The sequence below is a fragment of the Woeseia oceani genome (assembly GCF_001677435.1).
GTDB lineage: Bacteria > Pseudomonadota > Gammaproteobacteria > Steroidobacterales > Woeseiaceae > Woeseia > Woeseia oceani.
The window spans coordinates 3,102,476-3,128,217 of the sequence record NZ_CP016268.1 but is presented as its reverse complement, the minus strand read 5'-3'; the positions used below and the strand labels follow the sequence as shown (position 1 = coordinate 3,128,217).

Annotated in this window: 21 protein-coding genes, 1 pseudogene and 1 riboswitch; of the genes and pseudogenes, 11 read left to right on the top strand and 11 right to left on the bottom strand. The window is 57.5% G+C overall.

The window, feature by feature from the left end:
- Positions 1 to 21 precede the first annotated feature (21 nt).
- From ftsA to lpxC, 3 genes are all read left to right on the top strand, one after another.
- Positions 22 to 1,260 carry a cell division protein FtsA gene (ftsA, locus tag BA177_RS14135; protein ID WP_068617263.1) on the top strand — a complete coding sequence of 413 codons (1,239 nt, stop codon included), beginning with the start codon at positions 22 to 24 and terminating at the stop codon, positions 1,258 to 1,260.
- A gap of 116 nt (positions 1,261 to 1,376) precedes the next feature.
- Positions 1,377 to 2,555, top strand: coding sequence for a cell division protein FtsZ (gene ftsZ / locus BA177_RS14130; RefSeq protein ID WP_068617261.1), 1,179 nt, complete (start codon positions 1,377 to 1,379; stop codon positions 2,553 to 2,555).
- A gap of 417 nt (positions 2,556 to 2,972) precedes the next feature.
- Positions 2,973 to 3,881, top strand: a complete 909-nt coding sequence (gene lpxC, locus BA177_RS14125) for a UDP-3-O-acyl-N-acetylglucosamine deacetylase (protein WP_068617259.1) — start codon at positions 2,973 to 2,975, stop codon at positions 3,879 to 3,881.
- 2 nt (positions 3,882 to 3,883) lie between these two features.
- Here the strand turns inward: lpxC and BA177_RS14120 are convergent, their stop codons facing one another.
- Complete coding sequence (locus BA177_RS14120) at positions 3,884 to 4,192, bottom strand: DciA family protein (RefSeq protein ID WP_068617257.1); 309 nt, start codon at positions 4,190 to 4,192, stop codon at positions 3,884 to 3,886.
- Positions 4,193 to 4,295: 103 nt separating this feature from the next.
- Positions 4,296 to 4,383, top strand: a riboswitch (cyclic di-GMP riboswitch).
- Positions 4,384 to 4,502: 119 nt separating this feature from the next.
- Between BA177_RS14120 and BA177_RS14115 the strand changes: the two genes are divergently transcribed.
- The 3 genes from BA177_RS14115 (at position 4,503) to mutT (ending at position 9,050) form a co-directional block, all read left to right on the top strand.
- Positions 4,503 to 5,438 carry a M23 family metallopeptidase gene (locus BA177_RS14115; RefSeq protein WP_068617255.1) on the top strand — a complete coding sequence of 312 codons (936 nt, stop codon included), beginning with the start codon at positions 4,503 to 4,505 and terminating at the stop codon, positions 5,436 to 5,438.
- Positions 5,439 to 5,711: 273 nt separating this feature from the next.
- Complete coding sequence (secA, locus tag BA177_RS14110; RefSeq protein ID WP_197493071.1) at positions 5,712 to 8,630, top strand: preprotein translocase subunit SecA; 2,919 nt, start codon at positions 5,712 to 5,714, stop codon at positions 8,628 to 8,630.
- Positions 8,631 to 8,639: 9 nt separating this feature from the next.
- Positions 8,640 to 9,050, top strand: coding sequence for an 8-oxo-dGTP diphosphatase MutT (gene mutT, locus BA177_RS14105; RefSeq protein WP_082990125.1), 411 nt, complete (start codon positions 8,640 to 8,642; stop codon positions 9,048 to 9,050).
- 21 nt (positions 9,051 to 9,071) lie between these two features.
- On the opposite strand, the gene zapD is transcribed toward mutT, so the two are convergent.
- The 9 genes and pseudogenes from zapD to BA177_RS14060 all read right to left on the bottom strand — a co-directional run bounded on the left by zapD (position 9,072) and on the right by BA177_RS14060 (position 19,144).
- The gene (gene zapD / locus BA177_RS14100) at positions 9,072 to 9,860 is read right to left on the bottom strand and encodes a cell division protein ZapD (protein ID WP_197493069.1); all 789 of its coding nucleotides are present in this window, start codon (positions 9,858 to 9,860) and stop codon (positions 9,072 to 9,074) included.
- Positions 9,861 to 9,940: 80 nt separating this feature from the next.
- Positions 9,941 to 10,564, bottom strand: a complete 624-nt coding sequence (gene coaE, locus BA177_RS14095; protein ID WP_068617251.1) for a dephospho-CoA kinase — start codon at positions 10,562 to 10,564, stop codon at positions 9,941 to 9,943.
- 15 nt (positions 10,565 to 10,579) lie between these two features.
- Complete coding sequence (locus BA177_RS14090) at positions 10,580 to 11,464, bottom strand: prepilin peptidase (protein WP_068617245.1); 885 nt, start codon at positions 11,462 to 11,464, stop codon at positions 10,580 to 10,582.
- A gap of 89 nt (positions 11,465 to 11,553) precedes the next feature.
- Positions 11,554 to 12,774: a type II secretion system F family protein gene (locus BA177_RS14085; RefSeq protein ID WP_068617240.1), complete on the bottom strand. Its 1,221-nt coding sequence runs from the start codon at positions 12,772 to 12,774 to the stop codon at positions 11,554 to 11,556.
- 34 nt (positions 12,775 to 12,808) lie between these two features.
- The gene (gene pilB, locus BA177_RS14080) at positions 12,809 to 14,530 is read right to left on the bottom strand and encodes a type IV-A pilus assembly ATPase PilB (protein ID WP_068617238.1); all 1,722 of its coding nucleotides are present in this window, start codon (positions 14,528 to 14,530) and stop codon (positions 12,809 to 12,811) included.
- Positions 14,531 to 14,701: 171 nt separating this feature from the next.
- The gene (locus BA177_RS14075; protein ID WP_068617235.1) at positions 14,702 to 15,205 is read right to left on the bottom strand and encodes a pilin; all 504 of its coding nucleotides are present in this window, start codon (positions 15,203 to 15,205) and stop codon (positions 14,702 to 14,704) included.
- A gap of 214 nt (positions 15,206 to 15,419) precedes the next feature.
- Positions 15,420 to 15,881, bottom strand: a pseudogene (locus BA177_RS19190) (pilin).
- A gap of 251 nt (positions 15,882 to 16,132) precedes the next feature.
- Positions 16,133 to 17,449, bottom strand: coding sequence for a sigma-54-dependent transcriptional regulator (locus BA177_RS14065; protein WP_068617232.1), 1,317 nt, complete (start codon positions 17,447 to 17,449; stop codon positions 16,133 to 16,135).
- A gap of 24 nt (positions 17,450 to 17,473) precedes the next feature.
- Positions 17,474 to 19,144, bottom strand: coding sequence for a sensor histidine kinase (locus BA177_RS14060; RefSeq protein ID WP_068617225.1), 1,671 nt, complete (start codon positions 19,142 to 19,144; stop codon positions 17,474 to 17,476).
- A gap of 273 nt (positions 19,145 to 19,417) precedes the next feature.
- On the opposite strand from BA177_RS14060, the gene sucC reads away from it, so the two are divergent.
- The 3 genes from sucC to BA177_RS14040 are packed head-to-tail and all read left to right on the top strand — an operon-like array spanning position 19,418 to position 23,135.
- Entirely contained in the window at positions 19,418 to 20,584 is a 1,167-nt protein-coding gene (gene sucC, locus BA177_RS14050) for an ADP-forming succinate--CoA ligase subunit beta (protein ID WP_068617221.1), read from the top strand.
- Positions 20,581 to 21,453, top strand: coding sequence for a succinate--CoA ligase subunit alpha (gene sucD / locus BA177_RS14045; RefSeq protein ID WP_068617220.1), 873 nt, complete (start codon positions 20,581 to 20,583; stop codon positions 21,451 to 21,453). Before sucC ends, sucD begins: the two co-directional genes overlap by 4 nt.
- 50 nt (positions 21,454 to 21,503) lie before the next feature.
- A complete protein-coding gene (locus tag BA177_RS14040; RefSeq protein ID WP_068617219.1) occupies positions 21,504 to 23,135 on the top strand; it encodes an NAD+ synthase in 1,632 nt (543 codons plus the stop codon).
- An 8-nt stretch (positions 23,136 to 23,143) separates the two neighbouring features.
- On the opposite strand, the gene BA177_RS14035 is transcribed toward BA177_RS14040, so the two are convergent.
- Positions 23,144 to 23,935 (bottom strand): outer membrane protein assembly factor BamD, encoded by a 792-nt coding sequence (locus BA177_RS14035; RefSeq protein WP_068617218.1) that lies wholly within the window; start codon positions 23,933 to 23,935, stop codon positions 23,144 to 23,146.
- A 111-nt stretch (positions 23,936 to 24,046) separates the two neighbouring features.
- Here BA177_RS14035 and rluD point away from each other — a divergent pair, with 111 nt between their 5' ends.
- Positions 24,047 to 25,009 (top strand): 23S rRNA pseudouridine(1911/1915/1917) synthase RluD, encoded by a 963-nt coding sequence (gene rluD, locus BA177_RS14030; RefSeq protein WP_068617211.1) that lies wholly within the window; start codon positions 24,047 to 24,049, stop codon positions 25,007 to 25,009.
- Positions 25,002 to 25,733, top strand: a complete 732-nt coding sequence (gene pgeF / locus BA177_RS14025; RefSeq protein ID WP_068617209.1) for a peptidoglycan editing factor PgeF — start codon at positions 25,002 to 25,004, stop codon at positions 25,731 to 25,733. The genes rluD and pgeF overlap by 8 nt, the downstream gene beginning before the upstream one ends.
- Positions 25,734 to 25,742: the final 9 nt, after the last annotated feature.

The window sequence follows — 25,742 nt, the reverse complement described above, 5'->3', positions numbered from 1 at the left end:
TCTGAAACAGGACAGTATTAAGTGAGCAAGCGCGCAGATAAAAACCTGATTGTAGGGCTCGACATTGGTACGTCCAAAGTCGTCGCTATCGTTGGCGAAGTGACCGAAGACGGCAACATCGAAGTGGTCGGCATAGGTTCGCATCCTTCACGTGGGTTGAAGAAGGGCGTGGTCGTGAACATTGAATCGACCGTGCACTCCATTCAGCGCGCGGTCGAGGAAGCTGAACTCATGGCGGGTTGCGACATTCATTCCGTGTACGCAGGCATCGCTGGCAGTCATGTCCGCAGCCTTAACTCGCACGGCATCGTCGCCATTCGCGACAAGGAAGTCAGCGCTGGCGACGTGGACCGCGTTATTGATGCGGCACGGGCTGTTGCGATTCCGGCTGACCAGAAGATTCTGCACATCCTGCCGCAGGAATTCCTGATTGATAATCAGGAAGGCATACGCGAACCCATCGGCATGTCCGGCGTCCGGCTGGAAGCCAAAGTACACATGGTGACGGGGGCCGAAAGCGCCGCACAGAACATCGTGAAATGCGTGCAACGTTGCGGTCTGGAGGTGGACGACATCGTTCTGGAACAGCTCGCATCGAGTTATGCCGTACTGACGGACGATGAAAAAGAGCTGGGCGCCTGCCTGGTCGATATCGGCGGCGGAACCACCGACATAGCAGTCTTTCTTGGCGGCGCGATACAGCACACGGCTGTTATCCCAATCGCCGGGGATCAGGTTACCAACGACATCGCCGTATCGATGCGCACGCCGACGCAGTACGCGGAAGAAATCAAAATCAAGTACGCGTGCGCGCTGTCGCAGCTTGCGAACTCGGACGAAACGATTGAGGTACCCAGTGTGGGCGACCGACCGCCTCGCCGGTTGGCTCGACAGACGCTGGCCGAGATTGTCGAACCGCGTTTCGAGGAATTGTTCGGCCTGGTGCGCGATGAACTTCGTCGCAGCGGCTTTGAAGAGCTGATAGCTGCGGGCGTCGTGATCACCGGCGGCAGCGCGAAAATGGAAGGGGCAGTTGAACTGGCGGAAGAAGTATTCCACACGCCGGTCCGGCTCGGTTCGCCGCAGTATGTTGAAGGCCTGCTGGAAGTTGTACGTAACCCGATACATGCAACCGGCGTCGGTTTGCTGTTGTACGGCTACGAGGACCTGAAGCGGCGCGGCAAACGCAGTACGCCCGTCGGCAGCGGGCTCGCGGATATCTGGGAACGCATGCGTTCCTGGTTCCAGGGACAGATTTAGTGGTGATGCGGTCTTCGGACCGGTACCACGAAAAATACGTTACGCAGATGAGCGCGTAACATGGGCAAGAGTGAGAGTTGAAAGGTCTAGAAAATCCTTAAGCGGAGGGATGATTCATGTTCGAATTAATGGATGCGCATAGCCAGAGCGCAGTAATAAAAGTCATCGGAGTTGGCGGTGGTGGCGGCAATGCCGTCGCGCACATGGTCAATTCCGGTATCGAGGGCGTGGATTTTATCTGCGCCAACACAGACGCACAGGCACTTAACAGTGCACGCGTGCGTACAGCCTTGCAGATCGGTTGCAATATCACCAAAGGGTTGGGAGCCGGTGCGGACCCTGACGTTGGCAGGCAAGCGGCCATGGAAGACCGTGACCGCATTACCGAAGTCATCGAAGGCGCTGACATGTTGTTTATCACAGCCGGTATGGGCGGTGGTACAGGAACCGGTGCAGCTCCTATCGTCGCGCAGGTTGCCAAAGAGCTGGGCATTCTGACCGTCGCAGTCGTGACCAAGCCGTTCATCATGGAAGGTGGAAAGCGCATGATGATTGCGGATCAGGGTATTGCTGAACTCGGCAAGTACGTTGACTCGCTGATCACGATTCCAAATGAAAAACTGCTGTCCGTATTGGGCGGTGACACAACTTTGCTCGACGCATTCCGGTCGGCCAATGAAGTGCTGCAGGGCGCAGTGCAGGGCATCGCAGAACTGATAACGCGACCCGGCCTGATCAACGTCGACTTTGCCGACGTGCGGACTGTTATGGCGGAAATGGGTATGGCCATGATGGGCTCGGGATCGTCGTCGGGTGAAGACCGGGCACGGGAAGCGGCCGAAATGGCTGTTTCCAGTCCGTTGCTCGAGGACATTAACCTGGCCGGCGCGAACGGCATTCTGGTTAACGTCACGGCCGGCATGGACTTGTCGATCGGCGAATTCCAGGAAGTGGGCAACACGATCAAGGAGTTTGCATCCGATGATGCGACTGTGGTCGTAGGCACGGTAATCGATCCGGACATGGGCGACCGGATTCGGGTGACGGTTGTTGCAACCGGACTGGGCAAGCAGATGGCGCAAGCGAATACGCCTATGCGGGTTGTGCGCCGCAGTTACGACGCACCAACGCAGGCACCGGCACAGGCTTCGGCACCGTCTTCGGAACCGAACTATCACTCGCTGGACAAGCCAACTGTACAGCGCAAGCGTGCGGTAGGCGACGGCCTGGAAGAGCCCGGTTTGCAAGATGACTTGCTGGATATTCCGGCGTTTTTGCGGCGCCAGGCAGACTAGGTCCGCCAATGCTGTAAAGCTCGCGTCACTCACTCTGCGCGAGCCAGTGCCTCCGCTGTGGCCGGCCCGAATGATCGGGTCGGCCATTTTCAACGGGGAACAACGTCCAATAACCGGGGTCGGAAGCAGCCTGTCGATGGTTTCGTAACAGCAATGGCCGCAGCGAATGACTTGAACTTGAGAGACGGTGTGCTAATCTTTCGCCCAAATTGAATGAGAGAATGACCGTAAGTCATTGAAAAATAAGTGGTGTTTCTGCAACACGGGCCACCCAAAGACGACATTTCCGGCTGACACAGCCAGTCGGTTTTCCGCTGCCCGCAGCTCCGGCTGCACTGCAGCCCATACAACCAGCGGATGCTCGCGATTTCCTTGGACGCGAGCGCGCCGCGGATAGCTTAGCGAGAATTTGTGGCAATGTTGCGACAACGCACCTTGAAAACGGCCATTCGGGCCACTGGCGTGGGGCTGCATACGGGCGAGAAGGTCTACATGACTCTGCGTCCGGCGGCCGCCAATACGGGTATCACCTTTCGGCGTGTCGATCTGGACGTGCCGGTGGATATTCCCGCAGACCCCAATCTGGTCGGCGAGACCATGCTGGGTACCACGCTGGTCAAAGGCGATGTCAAGGTTGCGACGGTCGAGCATTTGATGTCAGCACTCGCCGGTCTGGGCATCGACAATCTGTACGTGGACCTGTCGGCGCCTGAAGTGCCGATCATGGATGGCAGTGCGGCTCCGTTTGTATTCCTGCTGCAGTCTGCGGGGATCGAAGAGCAGAATGCCGCCAAGCGCTTTGTCCGGATCAAGCGCAAAATCCGCATCGAAGAAGGCGACAAGTGGGCACAATTGACGCCGTTTAACGGCTTTAAAGTCAACTTCGATATCGACTTCAATCACCCGGTGTTTAACAAGCTCAGTCAGCATGCGTCGATCGACTTTTCCTCATCGTCGTTCCTCAAAGAAGTCAGTCGGGCGCGCACGTTTTGTTTCCTGCGCGATGTTGAAACTTTGCGTGAACGCAACCTGACACTCGGTGGCAGCATGGATAACGCCATCGTGCTCGATGACTACCGCATCCTCAATGAGGACGGCCTCCGGTACGCCAACGAATTTGTTGTTCACAAAATTCTGGATGCGATCGGCGATATATACCTGCTTGGCCGTACCGTGATTGGCGAGTTCTCCGCGCACAAATCGGGCCACGACCTGAACAATAAACTGATGCGGGCGATGCTTGCTGATACGACCGCCTGGGAAGAGGTTACCTACGAGGATGCGACGAAGGCGCCTATTTCCTACGCGACCCCGGCCTACGCCTGACGTCAGTCCCCCGGCCCTTGGCGGGCGACTCTGACCTGGCAACGCGCAACGTCCGCTATTTGCGCGCGCGCGGCGCGCAACAGTGAATCTGCCTCAAATCGCAGGCGTGCGGCCCACGCCGAGCTGCTGGCGACCACGACCAGTTCGTCCTTCTGCACGCTGACCGACACCACTGCCTCAGCTAAGTCCTTGTCTAAACTGGATTTAATGAGCTCCGTCAGGTCCTGATGTCGGCGGGCACGCTGAATAATTTCCTCCAGGCGGCTCGAGGAAGGGGACTTCAGCAGTTTGTCGAGGCGAATAATGCTCATGAAATGTGACGGGTTAGGCGTTTTCAGCGGACCACAAGTGACCGGGGTCGACATTCTGGCCGTGCGATCTTGTAATGAAAAGCGTCATTATGCATATTGACCGCCTTGACAAGGGCATACCCGCCGAAAGACGGGGACGCAAAACCACCGATCTAAGGGGCGTTTAGTCCTACGATAGCGGGGCTACCGAAGTGATCATCGAGCACAGGCTGACAAAAACGACACGGCGCCACGACCGGCAGCCGGGCCATGATTCCGATGGTTACGTTAGCGCAAATACTTTTGAACATACGCATCCGGGGCGTAGTTAATGAATGTAGTGATATTTGGCAAGGGGTTTGGCAAACCTCGGCAGATCAGCCTGTCCGGACCCACCGCAGGGCTGTTTGCAGCGCTGATTATCAGTGGCTTTTGCGGGGCGGCTTTTTTCGGTGGCTATATTTACTCGGTACACAACGGTTCCGGCGTAAGCTTGGAAACCACCGCTGCTTTGAACGCCGAGCTTGAAGCACAGCGTGATGCCATTCTGACAACCCGGCAAGAAACCGAAGACACCCTGAACGCGCTGGCGCTGCGAATCGGCCAGATGAATGCGCGGGTGATCCGGCTCGATGCGCTGGGTCGCCGCCTGACTGAAATGGCCGATCTCGACGACGGTGAATTTGATTTTGACGCCATCCCGGCGCTTGGCGGTCCCGAGGAGCCTGATTCGGCCGGTTCGTCTGCAGCAGTGCCCGAGGTCCTGACCGCGATGGAGGGACTGGCGATGCAACTCGACAATCGCGAAGCGCAACTGGGTGTCCTCGAATCGGTCATTCTCAATCAGAACCTCAATGATCGCGTCTACCCGCACGGCATGCCGGTCAAATCAGGCTGGATGTCGTCCTATTTCGGCCGTCGAACCGATCCTTTTACAGGCAAGACTGCGAATCACCGCGGAGTTGATTTCGCGGGCAAGGAAGGCGCGGAAATCATTGCGGTAGCGGACGGGGTCGTGACCTGGTCGTCCAAACGCTACGGCTATGGGCAGTTGGTCGAGATCAATCACGGCAACGGCTACGCCACACGTTATGCGCACAATCTGGAAAACCTCGTTGCCGTGGGCGAAGAAGTCCGCAAGGGTCAGACGGTTGCGCTGATGGGCGAGACAGGTCGGGCTACCGGGCCGAATCTTCATTTTGAGGTCCTGCACCGCGGCAAGCGGGTTAATCCCGTGTCGTTTGTTCGCAAGGGCGCCGCCGAGTAAGCGAGCCGTTTACGGGTAACCGCGGGCCATCGGCCCAGGTACGATTCTCGCTCTGTAAGGCCCTTGGAATCGTCTCCACCGGCCTCATAATCCTTCTTTCATTCAACAACAACGGACGTTCTTGACGATGCTTGCCGGAACCCCGGTTCGGCAATTTGTCTTAGTCAGGGTAATCCGTGGTGCAAATTTCCAGTCAGTACGTAAAATACCGGTCTTTGTGTGTGGTCGTGGCGGTAACGTCCGTGGCCGAATACCCTCTTGCAGGAGCCCTCAGTGGCAAATTTTCTTACTCGATTTTTTGGTAGCCGTAATCAACGCCTGCTGCGGCAGATGTACAAGGTCGTAAAACGCGTCAACGATCTGGAAGAGGGCATCAAAGCACTGGATGACGGTGCTTTGGCAGCAAAGACCGACGAATTCAAACAGCGTATAGCCGATGGTGCAACGCTGGATCAACTACTCCCGGAAGCCTTCGCAGTCGCCCGTGAAGCCGCATGGCGGACACTGGGTATGCGGCCCTTTGACGTGCAATTGATCGGCGGCATGGTTTTGCATCAAGGCAATATTGCCGAAATGCGGACTGGCGAAGGCAAGACGCTGGTAGCGACTCTGCCTGCTTATCTGAATGCTTTGAGCGGCAAGGGCGTGCACATAGTCACGGTTAACGAGTATCTCGCGCAGCGCGACGCCGACTGGATGCGGCCGGTGTATGAGTTCCTGGGTTTGACCGTCGGCGTGACCCGTAGCGGTCAGACACAGCAGCAGAAAGCGGAGTCCTATAACGCGGACATCACCTATGCGACCAACAATGAACTGGGATTCGACTACCTGCGTGACAATCTGGCGTTCTCCCCTGATGACAAAGTCCAGCGCCCGCTGAATTTTGCGATTGTCGATGAGGTCGACTCGATTCTGATCGATGAAGCACGTACGCCGCTGATCATCTCCGGTCCAACCGAAGAGAACACAGATCTCTATCAAAAGATCAACAAGCTGATTCCCAAGTTGCGTCTGCACGAGGACACAGCGGATTCGAATAATTTCAACATCAATGCAAAGTCCATCAAGCTGAAGGATGAGCACGGCAAGCTGCTGAAATCAGACGATGGCGAGGAAGTCATGTCGCTTTCTGCGGCGATAGACTTGGCAGAATCAAGAAATGCCGATGTTGTGCAGGTTGAGGACGGCAAGATTCCACTGTGCCGCCTGGCGATACGCGGTCACTACACGACCGACGAGAAAGCAAAGCAGGTGCACGTCACAGAAGACGGACATCAGTACGTTGAACAATTGATGTCCCAGGCCGGACTCCTGGAAGAAGGTTCAAGCCTGTATGACGCCGGCAATATTCGACTGTTGCATCACCTGAACGCCGCGTTGCGCGCTCATGTCATGTTTAACAAGGACGTCGAATACATCGTCAGCAACGGCGAGATTGTCATCGTCGACGAGTTTACTGGCCGAACCATGCCGGGACGTCGATGGTCCGATGGATTGCATCAGGCGATCGAAGCGAAGGAAGGCGTTGCCGTCAAGCAGGAGAATCAGACGGTTGCCTCCATCACTTTTCAGAATTACTTCCGGCTGTACAACAGCCTGTCCGGTATGACGGGCACGGCTGATACGGAAGCCTTTGAATTCCAAACAATTTATGGCCTAGAGGTCATAGTGATCCCAACCCACAGGCCGATGGTACGCAAGGACCAGCCGGACCTTGTCTACCTGACGCAGAAGGATAAATTCGACGCGATCATCGAAGACATCGTCGACTGCCGCGAACGTCAGCAGCCGGTGCTGGTGGGTACGACATCAATTGAAACGTCGGAATATTTATCGTCGCTGCTGAAGAAAAAGGGCGTGCAGCACGAAGTGCTGAATGCCAAGCAACACGAACGCGAGGCGACGGTAGTACAGCAGGCCGGCCGACCAGGCGCGATTACCATCGCAACGAACATGGCGGGGCGCGGTACCGATATCGTGCTTGGCGGCAACCTCGAAGCGGCATACGCCGACGCAGGCGAGGACGCGGACAAAGAGGTGGTCAAAGCCGAATGGGAGGCGCGTCAGAAAGTTGTACTTGAGGCCGGTGGACTGCACATCATCGGTACTGAGCGCCACGAGTCACGGCGTATCGACAACCAGTTGCGCGGCCGCTCCGGTCGTCAAGGTGATCCCGGCTCAAGTCGCTTCTATTTGTCGATGGAAGACAACCTGATGCGGATCTTCGGCGATCCGAATAGAACCAAGGCGTTGCTGTCGCGAGCCGGTATGCGTGAAGGTGAGGCGATAGAAAGCAAAATCCTGTCGCGGCAAATCGAGAAGGCACAGCGCAAAGTCGAAGCGCATAACTTTGACATACGCAAGAACCTGCTTGAGTACGATGATGTTGCCAATGACCAGCGTAAAGTTGTCTACCATCAACGCAGCGAACTCATGGCCGCCGACGATATCAAGGACTCGGTCATGGCGATTCGCGACGAAGTCGTGGAAGACGTTGTTGCGCAGTACATTCCGCCGGGCAGTCTGGAGGACCAGTGGGATACCGATGGGCTAACCCAGGCCATCGAGCACGATTTCATGGCGCGCGTGAATGTTTCGCAGTGGGTGCGCGACGATCCTAAGCTCAACGAAGAAACCATTCGCGAGCGTGTCGTTGAGGAATTGCGCAAAGCGTATCTTGAGAAAGAAAAAACGATCGGCACTGAGTTGATGCGGAGTGTCGAGAAAGAAGTCATGTTGAAACAACTTGACTACCACTGGAAGGAACATCTGGCCGCAATGGATTACTTGCGTCAGGGCATACATCTGCGAGGCTATGCGCAGAAGAACCCGAAGCAGGAATACAAACGCGAAGCGTTCGAGATGTTCGGCGCGATGCTGGACCAGATCAAACACGACACGACAACAATTTTGTCGCGTGTGCGGATTCAGAGCGAAGAAGATATCCAGCGCATGGAACAACAGCGCCGAGCAGCGCAGGCAATGGAATTCAAGCATGCCGATGCGCCGGCCCTGGGGCAGGCTGCGCCGCCACCAGCAGCCGCTGGTCGACAGGGTGACGGCCCAATACCGCGCCCGCCAGCCGAGGCGCCCGCACCGTTCGTGCGCGAAGATCGCAAAGTCGGCCGCAACGAGCCGTGCCCTTGCGGTTCAGGCAAGAAGTTCAAGCAATGCCACGGCCGCTTGAGTTGACCGTTTGACGTGACCATTGCGCAACGCTTGCAGGTTGCGGCCGGTATCTTGATCGATGCATCTGGCCGGGTGCTGATTACGGAACGCCTCGGAGATTCGCCGTTCGCCGGATTGTGGGAGTTTCCAGGCGGCAAGCTGCAGGGCGACGAGACACCGGCTGAAGCAATGGTGCGTGAGTTGCGTGAAGAACTGGCGGTCGAAGTCGGCGACTCCGAGCACTTCATGCACTTGATGCACGAGTACGCCGACCGAAGTGTCGAACTCGATTTTTTCCTGGTGCATAGCTGGCAGCGCGAGCCAATAGCCTGTGATGGTCAGGCGATGGAGTGGCGATTTCCGGCCGATATCTCCGTCGCGGAATTGCTACCGGCAGACGGGCCCGTACTTGAAGCGCTGCTTGGCCGAGATCGCCGGGTATGACAGTCAGTCCGCGACGCAGACTCAACAAATACTGATGTGAAAGCTTACGTCGTGTCCGGTCTGCACGGCCCGTGAGCCTATCGCTGACCATTCGAGAAAGCGCACGGTAAAGCGGTGCTGACTCCCGCTGATCTCCGGAAACAACGGACTGTTCAATGGCAGCGTAACCCGCAACATTTGGCAATGCGCATCGCGTTGCATGTTGTGTTGGTACATGCCATTGATCGCACGGCGTTCCTGCGGTTGCGCGCTTTCCCGAATCAGCCACAGCACTTCAATCACCGCGTCGCAAACCGGTTGCAGTATATGCAGCCAACCCTGCATGTCCTGTTGTCGTCGCTCGAATGGTTGCCGCAACCAGTGGCTGTACTCCGGTAAGTCAAATTCGCAGGTCCCACCGGGGATTGCACTCCGGTGCTTGATCGAGCTCAGAAACTCGCAATCTTTCAGTGGCTGCAGAAAATGTGCGCCGATACTGCGCAGTTCTTCCCGTGTGTGGGTCAGATTTGAAATCAGCGAAGAAAGGCGCTTGACGTCGACGGCGGGTTGCGATTTGTAGCGTTCCAGCACATCGAGTTGCCGGTCCAGTTCCTTGTGGACGTCACTGCGCACGTCGCCGCGACTGAGGATGGCCAGAATCTCCAGCAAACTCGTGGTGGCGGCACGGGTAGCCCAGTCGGCTTCCTGCTCGGTGTTGTACAGCAGCTGCTGATACAGGAACTCCAGGCGCATGAAAGTGCGCATCCGCTCATTGAGTGGCTGCTCGTATTCGCACATCGTCCGACCGGCGCTGTGTTGTTCTGCTGTCATTACGGCTCGTACCATTGCGCTATTCTGCGCCACGTGCGGCGGTATGCGCAAATGACTTCAAACGGCGACAGGTAAGGTGATCAACGCAGCGCAGCAAGGCGTTCGTAACGTCGGTGGAGCTCCGCCACCCGTTGCCGGGCAAGCTCGAGAGAGCCGTCGTTGTTGATAACGTCATCGGCGATAGCCAGCCGTTCTTCGCGGCTGGCCTGAGAGGCGATTATGCGTTCAGCCTGAGCTTTGTTTTCAGCGTCACGGGCGAGTAGTCGCTCAAGCTGCAATGCTTTCGGTACGTCGACCACCAGTATGCGGTCCATGCTCTCGCGCATTGGCGATTCAGCCAGCAGCGGCACTACGATAATCTGGTAGCGGCCGCCTGCGCTGGCTGACTGACGCATAGTCTCTTCCCGTATCAGCGGATGCAGCAGACCTTCCAGCTTGCGGCGTTCACCTTCGTCGGCAAAAACGATGGTACGCAGCGCCGCGCGGTTCAGCCCACCGTCTACCGCGATAACCCGGTCGCCGAACATCTGCCGTATTTCGTTGAGCGCTGGACTGCCCGGTTCAACCAGCTCGCGGGCAATGACGTCGGTGTCAATGACCGGAACGCCCAGCTCTTCGAAATAATTCGCGATGAGGGACTTGCCGCTGGCGATGCCGCCTGTCAGACCTATACGGAACGGTTCAGTATTTTCGAGCTTGCGCATGCGAGGCTATCCGGTTCAGGTAACAGCGCCGATCCACCAGCTGCGAATTTGTGGCCCGTATAACATGGCGAGCCAACCGGCTGCCGCAAGAAAGGGTCCGAAAGGCATTGGTACATTCCGGTCTCTGCCACGTACTGCCATCAAGGCAATGCCGACGATCGCTCCAACCAGCGCTGACAAAATGATGATCACCGGCAGTTCTTGCCAGCCGAGCCATGCACCAAGTGCCGCAAGCAGTTTGAAGTCACCGTACCCCATACCTTCTTTGCCGGTCACCAGCTTGAACAGGTGATAGACACTCCACAGGCTGAGGTAGCCCGCCAGTGCGCCGACAATGGCCGTTTTCGGCGCGATGAACAACACCTCGGCAGCGGGCATCGGGTTGAACAGGCTCAGGCTGAGGCCGGCCCACAACAGAGGCAGTGACATGGAGTCCGGAATGATCTGGTGATCAAAATCGATAAAGGTGATGGCGATCAGGACCCAGGTAAGGCCAATGGCAGCGGCCGCTTCCCAGCCAAAGCCGAAGCGCCACGCCGTCAGACCGGTCAGTACCGCGGTAAGCACCTCAATGGCGGGATAGCGCGCCGAAATCCGTGCCTGGCAGTGCCCGCATTTGCCGCGCAACAGGAGGTAGCTGACAACAGGGATGTTTTGCAGCGCGGTGATTTGGATACCACAGGACGGACACCGTGAACGGGGCACCACCAGATCGAACCGGCCTTCCGGCAAGTCGTCGGCAGGTTCGGCCAGCAACTCCTGGCACTGACTACGCCATTCGCGCTGCATCATGACCGGCACGCGGTATATGACGACGTTAAGGAAGCTGCCGATCAGCAACGCGAAGAGTACGCAGACCAGCAGGAAGACGGCAGGGTGGGCAGAGAGAATTTCAATCATCAGTGAATGATTCCCGGTTCAGACTGCGGATACAAGAGCGGCGCCATTAGGCGCCGCTGGGAGTGCATTTGTTGTCACAGGCCTCGCGATTATACGACCGCGCCCATCTTGAAAATTGGCAGGTACATGGCGATGACCAGTCCACCGACGAGTACACCGAGGATTGCCATGATCATGGGTTCGAGCAGGCTGCTGAGATTGTCGACCGCGTTGTCCACATCTTCCTCGTAGAAGTCGGCGACTTTGGCGGACATTTCATCAAGCGAGCCGGATTCTTCACCAACGGCGATCATCTGGATAACCATGTTCGGGAACAGGTCCGTGTTTTCCATTGCCTGCTGCAGCCGTTGGCCAGTGGAGACCTCGTCTTTCATGTGCAGCACGCCCACTTCATAGACGATGTTACCTGTGGCGCCGGCTACAGACTCAAGCGCTTCCACCAGCGGTACACCGGCGCTGAACATTGTTGACAACGTCCGGGCGTAACGGGCAATGGCTGCTTTCTGAATGATCGGGCCAATGATCGGCGTCTTCAGTGCCATACGGTCAAGGAATTCCCGCATCGCCCGGGATCGCTTCTTGAAGTACAAGAATGCGGATACTGCGGCAAATCCGGCGAGTGCCAGCATCCAGCCCTGATCGCGGACAAATTTGGAAAGGTCGATTACGACTTGTGTAAAGGCCGGCAGATCGGCGCCAAAGCCCTGGAACAAGTCTTCGAATGCCGGGATCACGAAAATCAGCAGAATGACGGTTACCACGAATGCGACAACCAGTACGGCAGCCGGGTAGGTCAGTGCTTTTTTGATCTTTTTCTTAATCGCTTCCGTTTTTTCTTTGTAGGTCGCGATTTTGTCCAGCAGGGTTTCAAGAGCACCTGCTTGCTCGCCGGCTTCAACCAGATTGATGAACAGGTCGTCGAAATAAAGCGGGTGTTTGGCAAGGGCTTCGGCAAGTGCGCTGCCGCCTTCGACGTCCGCCTTGATCGTCATGATCAGTTTTTGCATCGCCGCGTTTTCGTGCCCGCTGCCAACGATCTCGAACGCCTGTACCAGCGGAATGCCCGCGCTGAGCATGGTGGCGAGCTGCCGGCTGAAAATGGCAATGTCGCCCATCGTAATCTTGGCCGAGCCACTGAACAGGCCTTTGCTCTGTTTCTTGATACGGCTGGGCACGACGCCCTGACGACGCAAGTCAGCACGAACAGCTGCCTCGTTGGCCGCCATTGCCTTGCCCTTGATCTTGTTGCCTTTGCGATCCGTCCCTTCCCAAAGGAAAGGCGTACTGTTAGCAACCGCTGATTCCGCCATGTTAGTTCCCTAGCTCTCTATGCCGCGACCGAAGCTACTCAATTGTAACCCGGTTGATCTCTTCAAGACTTGTGATCCCGTCCTTGACTTTGTTCAGTCCGGCCGTTCTAAGATCGATGACACCTTCCTTGGCAGCTTGATCGGCTATCTGCATGGCATTGCCACCCTCCATGATGATGCGTCCCATGGTCTCTGAGACTTCCATGACCTGGAACAAGCCGAGGCGGCCTTTGTACCCTTCATTGCATAACTTGCAGCCCTTCGGCCCGAATACTGAAAGCCCTGCTTTGATGTCTGCTTCCGCGAAGCCTTCTTTGAGTAAGGCTTCGTGCGGAATGTCACGCACTTCCTTGCAGTTGTCACACAACTTGCGCGCAAGCCGTTGCGCAATGATCAAGCTTACTGAGGTCGCAATAGCGTAAGGCTTGACGCCCATGTCGACGAGTCGCGTCAGTGTTTTCGGCGCGTCATTGGTATGCAGTGTGGAAAGTACAAGGTGACCGGTTTGTGCCGCCTTGATCGCGATCTCGGCGGTTTCCAGGTCACGAATCTCACCGACCATGATGACGTCGGGATCCTGTCGCAGAAACGCTTTCAGCGATGAGGCAAACGTGAGTCCAACTTTCGGATTGACGTTAACCTGGTTGATGCCAGGCAGGTTGATTTCCGCCGGATCTTCCGCCGTCGAAATATTGCGGTCTTCCGTGTTCAGAATATTGAGGCCGGTATACAGCGAAACGGTTTTACCCGAACCTGTCGGGCCGGTAACCAAAATCATTCCGTACGGCTTGTTGAGGTGCTTTAGGTACAGCGCCTTCTGCGTTTCGTCATAGCCCAGTGCGTCAATGCCAAGCTTGGCGCTGCTGGGATCCAGAATACGTAATACGATTTTCTCGCCGAACAAGGTCGGGCAGGTATTGACACGAAAATCGATAGCGCGGTTTTTGGACAAACGCATTTTGATGCGACCGTCCTGTGGTACGCGGCGCTCGGCAATGTCCATGCGCGACATTACTTTGAGTCGCGCACATACCTTGTTGGCAAGCGCGACCGGCGGTTGTGCAACTTCGGAAAGCACGCCGTCAAGTCGTGTGCGTACGCGGAAGATTTTCTCGTAAGGTTCGAAATGGATATCCGATGCGCCGCGTTTGATCGCGTCGAGCAAAACCTTGTTAACGAAACGAACAACCGGCGCGTCTTCGATGTCATCACGGGTGATGCCATCTTCCTGCTCTTCTTCGCCGCTTGATACGTCGAGGTTCTCCAGGTCGAAGTCGTCATCGTCGAGGCCGGACATGGTCGTGTCGACCGCTTCCAGCGCTTTGCTGATGCGTTCTTCCAGTTTTGCCTGCTCGACAACCACCGGATCAACACGCAGGCTGGTCTGAAACTTGACCTCGTCGATAGCCTGTAAATTGGTTGGGTCAGAGATACCCAGGAATAGCCGCTGGCCGCGTTTGACCAAAGGCAGCACACGGTGCTTGTTCAGGAGTTTCTGATCGACTGCCCGCAGGCACTCGAGATCCACTTCTATCGCATCCAGATCCAGCAAAGGCACGCCGAACTCGTGCGAGGCCGCGACCGCGATTGCGCGGGAATCGGCCAGTTCGTTGGATACGAGGTAGGCGACTAACGGCAGATGTGCTTTCTTGGCCGCTTCTGCGGCGTCAAGGATGGCCTGTTCAGCAATGATCCCGTCCTGGACCAGGCGCCGTGGAAGGCCCGAAAGCGTCGATTGAGATGCCGATACTGCCATGAGTGCGTCAGATGCCTGAATGCCAAGGATTTTGCGGACTTAACAGTCTCACTGATCCGCCCATCTGGATCAACTGCATTTTGTGCTGTTGTTCACAAATGCAACATATTTAGTCAAAGCCCGAAGTTTAACGCCCTTTGGGCGTTGGTTTTGCTTCTGTGCAGCCGGCCGTTAGCCACGGCAATTGGACGGCAGGTATCGTTCTTCGATGGAGCCGGCCTGGTAAGCCGCGGTAATGCCACCGCCGGTCAGCGGGCCGCCATTGAGGGCCGATGCGTAGCCGCAACGCCACGAGATGGCCTGTCCGCCCGGCGTGGCATAGGGCGTGACCGACAGAGACTCACCAAAAATGGCAGGGTGCGCGTTGTTGCCGAAAGTAATGTCGATGCGGCCATTGACGATATTCATGGCGCTGACGTAATTGCCTTGTGAATCAGTCGCTGCCGCAGATAAACCGACATCCTGGCGTCCACTCGGAGGGCGTCCCTCTGTAGTGAATGTGTCAACAATGGGTACTTTAACGCTGGCAGCAAAGTTCAGTGCTTCGGCGACCTGGGCGCGCACGGTATAAGTCTGGTAGGCCGAAACAGCCAGTGAGGCCAGGATGCCAATAATGGCAACGACTATCATGAGTTCGATCAGCGTGAAGCCTGCTTGTCGTGTGGATGTTTTCATCGAACGACTCCCGTCAACCAGCGCTCTGTGCCCAGACAAAAATAGCGGCAGCGGCCATTACGTTCAAGCACGATGCCGGATCACCCAGTGAGTCATGCTCAGCAACCTGCTGTATGTAAGCAAAAAATCTACTTGAAGAAAAAAGCCCCGGCTAGCGGGGCTTTCTCCTGGATCTTAGTCATTGCATCGGGAAGCCGACGCTAGCGGACTCCGATTACGGACGGCAAGCAGCTGGCAGCCATTTCGGGTTCGCGTTCAATGGCTCTGTGCCACCGGCGCCGCCCGCGCAGGTCCAAGAGACGCTGCCGCCGTTATCCAATGCCGTCAAAGTAATGGTAGCTCCGTTGATGTTGGCGTTGGCAGACTGCGGGTCCGCATTTGAGTAGGTCACCGTGATGACGTTACCCGCAACTGCGACCTGAGAAACATATTTGCCGGCGATGCTTGCTGCGGCTTCCAGTCCAGCTTCATCGTTATCAGCAGGATATGCACCCTGGTCCTGGTAGTACTCGGTTACCGCTGCTTTAGCAGCGCCTTACAGGCTCAAACCTTCAGAAACCTGTGCGCGAATCGTGTAGTCCTGATAAGCCGGAATAGCGATGGCGGCCAGGATGCCGATGATCGCGACAACGATCATCAGTTCGATAAGCGTAAAACCCTGTTGAACTTTTTTCATTGGAGTCTCCATGAATTTGTAAACTTGCGAGTAGAAAAGCGTACGGCGTATTCGCCTGTACCGGGTATAAAGCAAGCCCCATGCCAGTTTTAGCAGATGTAATTTAAGTTATTGAAAAATATAATGAAAAAAAATCGAAATGTGACGGGCTTCGCAGTCACGGCTTTTGTCAGGCTGGGCAAGTTCGGTCACTGGCTGTCAGGAACTGACAAAAATTGTCACAGTGCGTCGGCATCCGCCGACGCTGCTGGCTACTCGATACCGAGTTTCTTGATGCGATACCGCAACTGGCGAAACGACAGCCCCAGTCGCTTCGCCGCCGCCGTCTTGTTGTAGCGGGTTTTTTCGAGTGCTTCGACAATCGCCTGGCGCTCAACATCTTCGATATGCCCACCGAGATTGGACGTCGCGCTGTTGGCCGCTGGCAATGCATCGTCCGCCCGAGGAGTTTCCCGGACGTGCAGGTCGGAACTCGAAATGCTGCCATTGACGCACAGCGTAACTGCCCGCTCCAGCATGTTTTCCAGTTCGCGCACGTTGCCGGGAAAACGGTAGCTGCATAACAGCTTGCGGGCGCCTGCATCCAGCATTTCCGTTGAACTGCCGAGTCGCCGCATGACGTTTTCGGCAAGCAACAGGACATCGTCGCCGCGTTCACGCAGCGGCGGGACGCGCAGTTCAATGACATTGATTCGGTAAAACAGGTCTTCGCGGAAGTCGCTGTTCGCCACCATGTCGGCGAGGTTCCTGTGAGTCGCGGACAGGATACGGATATTGACCTGCTCCTCAGCCGCCGCGCCAACTGGACGGACCGTTTGTTCCTGTATTACGCGCAGCAGCTTGACCTGCATGGACAGTGGCAGGTCGGCGATTTCATCGAGAAACAGCGTACCGCCATTCGCGCTTTGCACCAGTCCTGCTTTGTCCGCTACCGCGCCTGTGAAGGCGCCTTTGCGGTGGCCAAAGAACTCACTCTCCATCAGGTCCGCGGGAATTGCACCGCAGTTAACCGGCACGAAAGGTCCATCGGCACGCGGCCCCGAGTCATGGATCAGTCTTGCCACGAGTTCCTTGCCGGTACCGGACTCGCCGCAGATGTGGACCGGTGCCTGGCTGCGCGCGACCCGCTCAATCAACTCCCGCAGTTCCCGCATGGGTGTGGAATTGCCCAACAGGCGATTGTCGTCTGCCGGCGCCGGCTCGCCCAGTTTCAGCGCACTTTCGATGACATTGCGCAGATTGGCGAGATCGAGGGGTTTCGAGATGAAGTCGAACGCACCGAGCTTCAGCGCCTGTACCGCCGTTTCCACATTGCCGTGTGCGGTGATGACGGCGACAGGTACGCCTGGACTGTTGGTCTGTATCCACTTGACGAGATCGAGTCCATCCCCGTCCGGCAAGCGCATGTCTGTCAGGCAAAGATCAAAATTGTGTTCGCTGAGTTGCGCCTGCGCTTCAGCGACGTCGCCCGCGAGCGCTGCCTCAATATTCATACGGCCGAGCGTCAGCGCGAGCAGCTCGCGAATATCGGGCTCGTCGTCAATTACCAGGGCCAACGGTCTGTTCATGTTGCTCTGTCAGTCCAGTGATGCTTAATCGCCGAGGCGCTGCCAGCGACCGCCGTCAGCAAAGACGATGCGAAATATGCTGCCGCCGCCTTCGCGCGCCTGATACACCAGCGTTGCGTGGTTCAGCTCGCACAGTTCCCGCGATATATACAAGCCGAGTCCCGTGCCACCTTTGCGATTGGTGAAGAATGGTTCGAATATCTTATCGGCCGTTGCGGAATCGATACCGTGACCCCGGTCTAGAACTTCAAGGAACGGCCGGCGACTGCGTGCAACCTGTCCGGCACGCAATTCAACCATGATGCCGCCGGTTTCGCTGCCGTATTTCACGGCGTTATCGCATAAATTCCACATTACCTGGCGCAAATGGCTGGGGTCCATATTCACAATCAGCCCCTCTTCTGCGCTGGCGATACTGAGCTCGCCTTCCTGCAATTCCAGGGTGTTGGAGAACTCGGCGGCAAAATCTTCCAGCCATGGCTTCAGCTGCAACTCCTCGGCCTGGCCGGATTCACGACGCGACAACTGCAGTACATTGTCAATGATGTGGCTGACGCGTTCGGCGTGTGTCTGGATGATGCTGGTCAGCCGGAGGTCTGCTTCGGACAGGCCTTTCGATTCGGCGAGCAGTTGTCCGGCGTGGCTCATGGCGCCTACCGGGTTACGAATCTCATGGGCAATGCTGGCGCTCAGCCGGCCGAGCGACGCCAGTTTGGACTGTTGTACCCGGGCGTTCATCAGGCTGGCGTCTTCGAGAAACATCAATACGGGTCCATTGCGGCCGATCCCGCGCCCGAGGGGCGCGAGGTGGACCGAGATACGCGCCGAATGATCAACGCTGACCAGCGTGAAATCCGTGTGACCGGCGATACTGTCGTCTGCCCGCCAGGCTTTGAGGAAGCGGTCCAGATCCGGTGCTGCGGCCGCCATGGTCTTGTGCTGCCCGGCGTCGATTCCCAGTAATGCGGCGGCCGAGCTGTTGATCAGCCGGATGCCGTCGTTACGGTCGATGACGACGATGCTTTCCCGCAAATGCTGAACGATGTACTCGTTCAGCTCCGACAGGTTGGCGAGGTCGATACCGCGCTGGTGGGCGAGCTCTTCGCTTGCCTGAATGCGTTTGGCGAGTGGTCTCGCGGCGAGGGCGATGGCGAAGACGATCGCGCCCAGTACGCCGGCCGCTGAATAATTGGCACTGTGGCCCGGCGAGTCGAACAATTGCGAGAATAGCTGCTCGCCAAGGATTGCCAGCGTAGCCAGCGCCGCAAAAAAAGCGGGAACCTGCAACGGCAAGACCAGGCTGCCAGCGCCAACGAAGACCACCAGCAAACCACCGAGGCCGCTGGATATACCGCCGCTGGCGTGCATCAAGATCACAATCGCGGCAATATCGACCGTGACCTGGGTAAGCACCTGCAGTGCCGCCGAAACCCAGCGCATCCGGATAGTGACGCCGGACAGCACCGCAAATACGAAATACCCGGCGGCGGTGGCGGAGAATAAAGCGGGGTAGCGATCACCGAAAAAGCGCGGCTCACCGCTGGCAAAGAACAGGATCAGCAACGATACCGCGACCAGCAGGCGGAATATGTTCAGTGTACTGAGCGCGCGCCACGTAAGGTCGGATTGCTCGATATCGCGCAGCTGTCGGCCACGTTCCTCGCTACTCTTTGGCTCGCCTGTTGTTGGTTGCATGGGTTACCGCCACTGGCCATCCGGCCGATGGCTGCCGATTGTAGTGCAATATGGCCAGACTGGCTCGATAGTGCCGCGCACCAATTCGGCGCAGTCGGCACCGGCGGCAGCGGTGTGCGCTGGCGCCGCATTGTGCGATAGTGGCGCGGCTTTGCGTATGCGGCCGCTTTGCTCCAAAATACGCCGGAATTTTTTGCCCTGACCGGATTCGAGGGTCCTCGAGGCCGGCCAGTTGCTCTTCGAAAAGCTCACCAACACAAAGATACTTAAACAATGAACCTTCACGAATACCAATCCAAAAAACTATTTGCCGACTTTGGCATTCCGGTGCCCAGCGGGCACGCTGTGGACAATCCTGACGATGCGGCGGCAGCTGCTGACAAATTGGGTGGCAGCCTATGGGTCGTGAAGGCTCAGGTACACGCTGGTGGTCGCGGCAAAGCGGGGGGCGTGAAGCTGGCGCGTTCGAAAGACGAAGTACGCGCCTATGCGAAAGAAATGCTGGGTATGACGTTGGTGACTCACCAGACAGGCCCGGAAGGCCTGCCAGTCAATACTGTCTATGTAGAGTCCGGGTCCGATATCGAACGCGAGCTTTACCTCAGCATGGTCGTGGACCGGGAAGCCAAACAGGTATCGTTCATTGCCTCTGAAGCGGGCGGCATGGACATCGAGCAGGTTGCAGAAGATACGCCGGAGCTGATTTTCAACGTTGCCGTGGCACCGGATGCCGGGCTGATGCCGTATCAGGCACGCCAGTTAGCATTTGGCCTGAACCTGAACAAAGCACAGCAAAAGCAGTTCGGCGACCTGGTCGGACGTATGTACAAGTTGTTCGTTGAATGCGACGCAAGTCTTGTCGAAGTGAACCCGCTGATCATCACCAAAGCGGGCGACGTCCTGTCTCTTGATGCGAAAATCGACATCGAAGACAACGCGCTGTACCGCCAGAAAGCACTGACGGCGCTGCGTGATCCCAGCCAGGAAGACGAGAAAGAGCGTGAGGCGGCAGCCCACGACCTCAACTACGTCTCGCTGGACGGCAACATTGCTTGCATGGTGAACGGTGCAGGCCTGGCCATGGCGACCATGGACCTTATCAAGCTGCACGGCGGCGATCCCGCGAACTTCCTGGATGTCGGCGGTGGCGCAACGAGTGCGCGCGTAGCCGAAGCATTCAAATTGATTTTGTCCAACCAGAACGTAACCGCGATTCTCGTCAACATCTTTGGCGGCATTGTGCGTTGTGACCTGATTGCCGAGGGCATTATCACGGCTGTGAAAGAAGTGGGCGTGAAAGTGCCTGTAATTGCGCGCCTTGAAGGTACAAACGTTGAAAAAGGCCGTGCTCTCCTGAAAGAGAGTGGTCTCGATATTATTGCCGCGGACGACCTTACCGATGCGGCCAAGAAAGCAGTAGCTGCGGCGGTGAAGTCATGAGTATTTTGGTAAACAAGAACAGTAAGATCATTTGTCAGGGCATCACCGGCACACAAGGTCAGTTCCATACAGAGCAATGCATCGATTACGGCACCAAGGTTGTTGGCGGTGTAACGCCAGGCCGTGGTGGTGAAGAAACGCTGGGTGTACCGGTGTTCAACACGATGCGTGAAGCCGTTAGCGAAACCGGTGCTGATGTCAGCATGATCTACGTACCGGCCCCGTTTGCTGCCGACGCCATTCTTGAGGCGGCTGAATCGGGTGTTGGTCTGGTCGTGTGCATTACCGAAGGCATTCCGGTGCTGGACATGGTTAAGGTCAAGTCCGCGCTGCGCAACTATGATTGCCGTCTTATCGGCCCGAACTGCCCAGGCATCATTACGCCGGACGAGTGCAAGATCGGCATCATGCCAGGCTTCATTCACAAGAAAGGCCGTATCGGCGTTGTTTCGCGCTCCGGCACACTTACCTACGAAGCGGTTTACCAGACCACCAACAACGGTTTGGGCCAAAGCACCTGTGTAGGTATCGGTGGCGACCCGGTTCGTGGCATGGATTTCATCGACTGCCTGCGCTTGTTCCAGGACGACCCGGATACTGACGGCGTTGTGATGGTTGGCGAAATTGGTGGTACGGACGAAGAAGCGGCTGCTGAATTTATTCAGTCAGAAGTTAGCAAGCCTGTCGTGGCCTACATTGCCGGTGTTACGGCACCCCCGGGCAAACGTATGGGACATGCCGGTGCCATTATTGCCGGCGGCAAAGGCACAGCGGATGACAAGTACCGTGCGCTTGATAACGCCGGTGTTGCTACCGTTCGTTCGCCGGCGGAACTTGGCAGCAAGATGCTGGAATTGATTAACAGCTGATTCGCTGTCGGCCTGCCGACAACCTCCGTTCGCTTGAGTCTCGCCCGACGATGAACAATTCAGTCAAGGTAGCGCTCGCCCAGCTCGATCTCGTGGTCGGTGATGTGGCGGGCAATACCGACCGTATACTTGAATATGCGGAGCGGTCGCGTGAAGAGCTGGGTGCCGACATCGTCGCGTTTCCCGAGCTTAGCATTTGCGGCTATCCGCCCGAGGACCTGCTGTTTCATAACGGGTTGCGGCGTCGTGTGGACGACGCAATGGAGCGCATTCGCACAACGGTGCGCGGCGTTCACGTACTGGTGGGTTTTCCTGAATACCGCGATGGCGTGATTTTCAATGCGTGTGCGGTGTTCCGTGACGGCAAAGTGGTCGCGCGTTACCGCAAACAAATGCTGCCCAACTACCGGGTCTTCGATGAGGCCCGGTATTTTGAGGCGGGCAGCGAAGCCGCCGTATTCAAGCTCAATGGCATACGTATCGGTCTGAATATCTGCGAAGACCTGTGGCGCAAACAGCCTGCCGCGCGTAGCCGCTCGGCTGGCGCGGAAGTGATACTGGCGATCAACGGTTCACCCTACGAAGTCAACAGCCAGCAGAAACGCGAAGAAGTCGTTCGGCAACGCTTGAGCGAAACCGGCATTCCTTGTGTGTACCTGAATATGGTCGGCGGCCAGGACGAACTGGTGTTCGACGGCGGATCGTTCGCGATGATGCCGGACGGTGACGTCCGTTTTCGTGCGCCGGCTTTCAAAGAAGGCTTGTACACGGTTGACCTTAGAGCAAATGCCAGTGGCGTCGTGCCAGTGGCCGGCGAGGTGGTGCCATTGCTGGCTGCCGAGCAAAGTGTCTACGAAGCGCTGGTGACCGGTACCCGTGACTACGTCGAGAAACACGGCTTTCCCGGTGTGGTCGTCGGTTTGTCCGGTGGCATCGATTCTGCCCTGATCCTGACTATCGCTTGTGATGCGCTCGGCGCTGACCGCGTACGCGCGGTCATGATGCCGTTTCGTTATACGAGCACCATGAGCCAGGAAGATGCTGCGGCGCAGGCCAAACTGTTGGGCGTACGGTATGACGTATTGCCGATTGAACCTATCTACGGCGCGACGGTTGGTCAGCTCAAGAAAATATTCGGCGACCGGGAGCCGGACGTAACCGAAGAAAATATTCAGGCGCGAAGCCGTGGCTTGTTGCTGATGGCAATATCCAACAAGACCGGACGCATGTTGCTGACTACCGGCAACAAGAGCGAGATGGCGGTCGGCTATGCCACGTTGTACGGCGACATGAACGGCGGTTTTGCGCCGATCAAGGATTGCAGCAAGACGCTGGTGTATCAGTTGGCACGCTACCGCAATACGGTCAGTGCAGCGATTCCGGAGCGCGTGATCACACGGCCGCCGTCAGCCGAACTGCGGCCGAATCAGAAAGACAGTGATTCGCTGCCGGACTACAGCGTGCTCGACCCGATCCTCGAAGCATTTATTGTTGATGATTTATCGGTAGACGAAATCTGCGAGCGAGGCTTCGATCGCAAGGTGGTAATTCGGGTGCTGGAAATGGTCAAGCGCAACGAGTACAAGCGGCGGCAGGCGCCGCCCGGCATACGCATCAGTGCGCGGGCCTTTGGCCGTGACTGGCGCTACCCAATAACCTCGCGTTACACGTTTCCGGAATAGCTTGCGGCTTAGCTGCCGCTCGGGAAATTCGCGTTGCGTACACGCCGCGTGTCGGCTGCCAATTCGCTCATACCAAGGCCTTCGTAGGCTTCGATCATGATATCGAGTGTGTCCTTGGTGCTGTCAGCGCCGTTGTATTCTTCGAGCGCGTTTTTGGCTCGATTCAGCGCAGCGACGTAGGCTTCCTGGCTCAGGTAAAAACGGGCGACACCATTCTCGTAGGCGGCCAGGCGATTCTTCAGGTACACCATGCGCTGTTCAGCATCCGCTGCGTAAGGGCTGGCAGGGTAACGGTCAACAAGCCGTTTGAGCAGGGAAAAGGCCAGCGCACCATCGCGCGGCGGACGTCGCGAGACGTCGCGTTTGAAAATGCGTTCCAGCATGCCGGGGTCACGCTCGAAGTACGCCAGCGCTTTGATGTACAGCGCATAGTCGTAACGCGCGTGCGTCGGGTTTTCGCGCATGAACTGATCGGCGGCATCAATGGCCTGATCCTGCTGGTTGCTCTTGTAATACGCGTACATCAGTTCGAGCTGAATCTGTTTCGACAGGTCGCTGAACGGAAAGCGGGCCTGCAGGGTTTCGAAAATCTGGATAGCGCGCCGGTAGTTCTGGTTCGCCATTGAAGTCTGCGCTGTTTCGTACGCGCGGGTAATGTTGTTGACCAGCGTATCGTCGCGTTCATCTTTGCCGGCGCAGGCAGACAGGGCCAGGCTGGCCAGCAGCGCGCCCAGCGCCAACCGCAGGCGTCTTGCGGGCAGCGGCGAGCGGCGTGCGGCGAATGTATTGCGGAGACTCATCTATGCGAAAACCTGTGTTAGCCGGCCCGTGAATTGTACTGACGGGCGCTCAAAGCGGGCGAGTATACCGTAAACTCTCCAGTTTCCGGCCCCAAGGCAGTGATTGTTGTAATGAGCGAGAAGCAAAACCGAATTATCCCTCTGGAACTGGCTGGAAAACGCTTGGACCAGGCACTGGCGCAGATGTTTCCGGAGTATTCCCGCAGCCGCCTGACGCAATGGCTGAAGAAAGGGCAGGTGAGCGTCGATGGCGAGGCGCGGCGACCCCGGGACACGGTCACTGGCGGTGAGGCTGTCTGGCTGGAACCCCTGCCCGAGGCGGCGGTGACCAGCAAACCTGAACCCTTGGCGCTCGAGGTCGTATTTGAAGACGAGGATCTGCTGGTCATCAACAAGCCAGCCGGCCTGGTCGTGCACCCCGGTGCCGGCAATTTGCGCGGCACATTGATGAACGGTCTGCTGCATCACGCGGCCGGGCTGGTTGAATTGCCGCGCGCCGGTATCGTGCACCGGCTGGACAAGGATACGAGCGGCTTGCTGCTGGTCGGCAAGACCTTGACAGCGCATACCGCACTGACCCGCATGCTGGCTGAGCGCGAAATCGATCGTCATTACGAGGCCGTCTGCAATGGCGTACTGACAGCAGGCGGTACTGTTGATGCGCCGATCAAACGTCATCCCGTGGACCGTTTGCGCATGAGCGTGCAAGCCGATGGTAAACCGGCCGTCACTCATTACCGGGTAAAGGAACGGTTTGCTGCGCACACGCACATCAGTGTCAAACTCGAGACCGGTCGTACCCATCAGATTCGGGTGCACATGGCGCACCGCCGACACCCGCTGATTGGCGATCAGGTCTACGGTGGTCGTCTGGCACTGCCACGCGGTGGCGACGAAGCGCTGGCAGACGTTCTGCGTGGATTCCGTCGCCAGGCCTTGTGTGCGACCCGGCTGGAGCTGGCGCACCCGCTCAATGGAGAGCCGCTGGAATTTCAGATTGCCCTGCCAGACGACTTCCAGGCATTGCTGAACGCGCTGCGCCGTCACGCCAAATCAATGGCCGGCGATGACTAACTGGATAGCCGCCGACTGGCCCGCGCCGGCCAATGTCCTGGCCGGTACGTCGTTGCGGACCGGGGGTGTCAGTGACGGCCCTTACGCATCGCTGAACCTGGGCGACCATGTCAACGATCAATTGCGCTGCGTCACCGAAAACCGGCAACGCCTGCGTCGCGAGTGTGGCCTTCCGGCCGATCCACAATGGCTGCGACAGGTGCACGGCTCGACCGCGGTTGCCCTGCCGAATCCGCTGGCAAAGCCGACAGCGGATGCCGCTGTCACGAGTGCGGCCGGCGTGGTCTGTGCGGTACTGACCGCCGATTGCCTGCCCGTGCTGTTCACCTCGAAGGACGGCAGCAGGGTGGCCGCTGCGCACGCGGGCTGGCGAGGACTGCTTGACGGCGTGCTCGAGGCGACCGTGGCTGAAATGAGCAGTCAGTCCGGCATTCTTGCGTGGCTGGGGCCGGCCATCTCGCAGGCGGCCTTCGAAGTTGGCGCTGAAGTCCGCGATGCCTTTATGGCCAGCGATGCGGAATCGGCGCAGTTCTTTGAACCAAATGAGCGCGGCCGCTGGCAGGCGGATCTGTACGGCCTTGCCCGCGGCCGGCTTGCCGGCTGCGGGGTTACGGAGGTCTACGGCGGCGATCGCTGCACGTACACCGAGGCCGGCGCGTTTTTTTCCTACCGCCGTGACGGCGAATGCGGGCGTATGGCGAGCTTCGTATACCGCGCGAAATAAGTAATAACC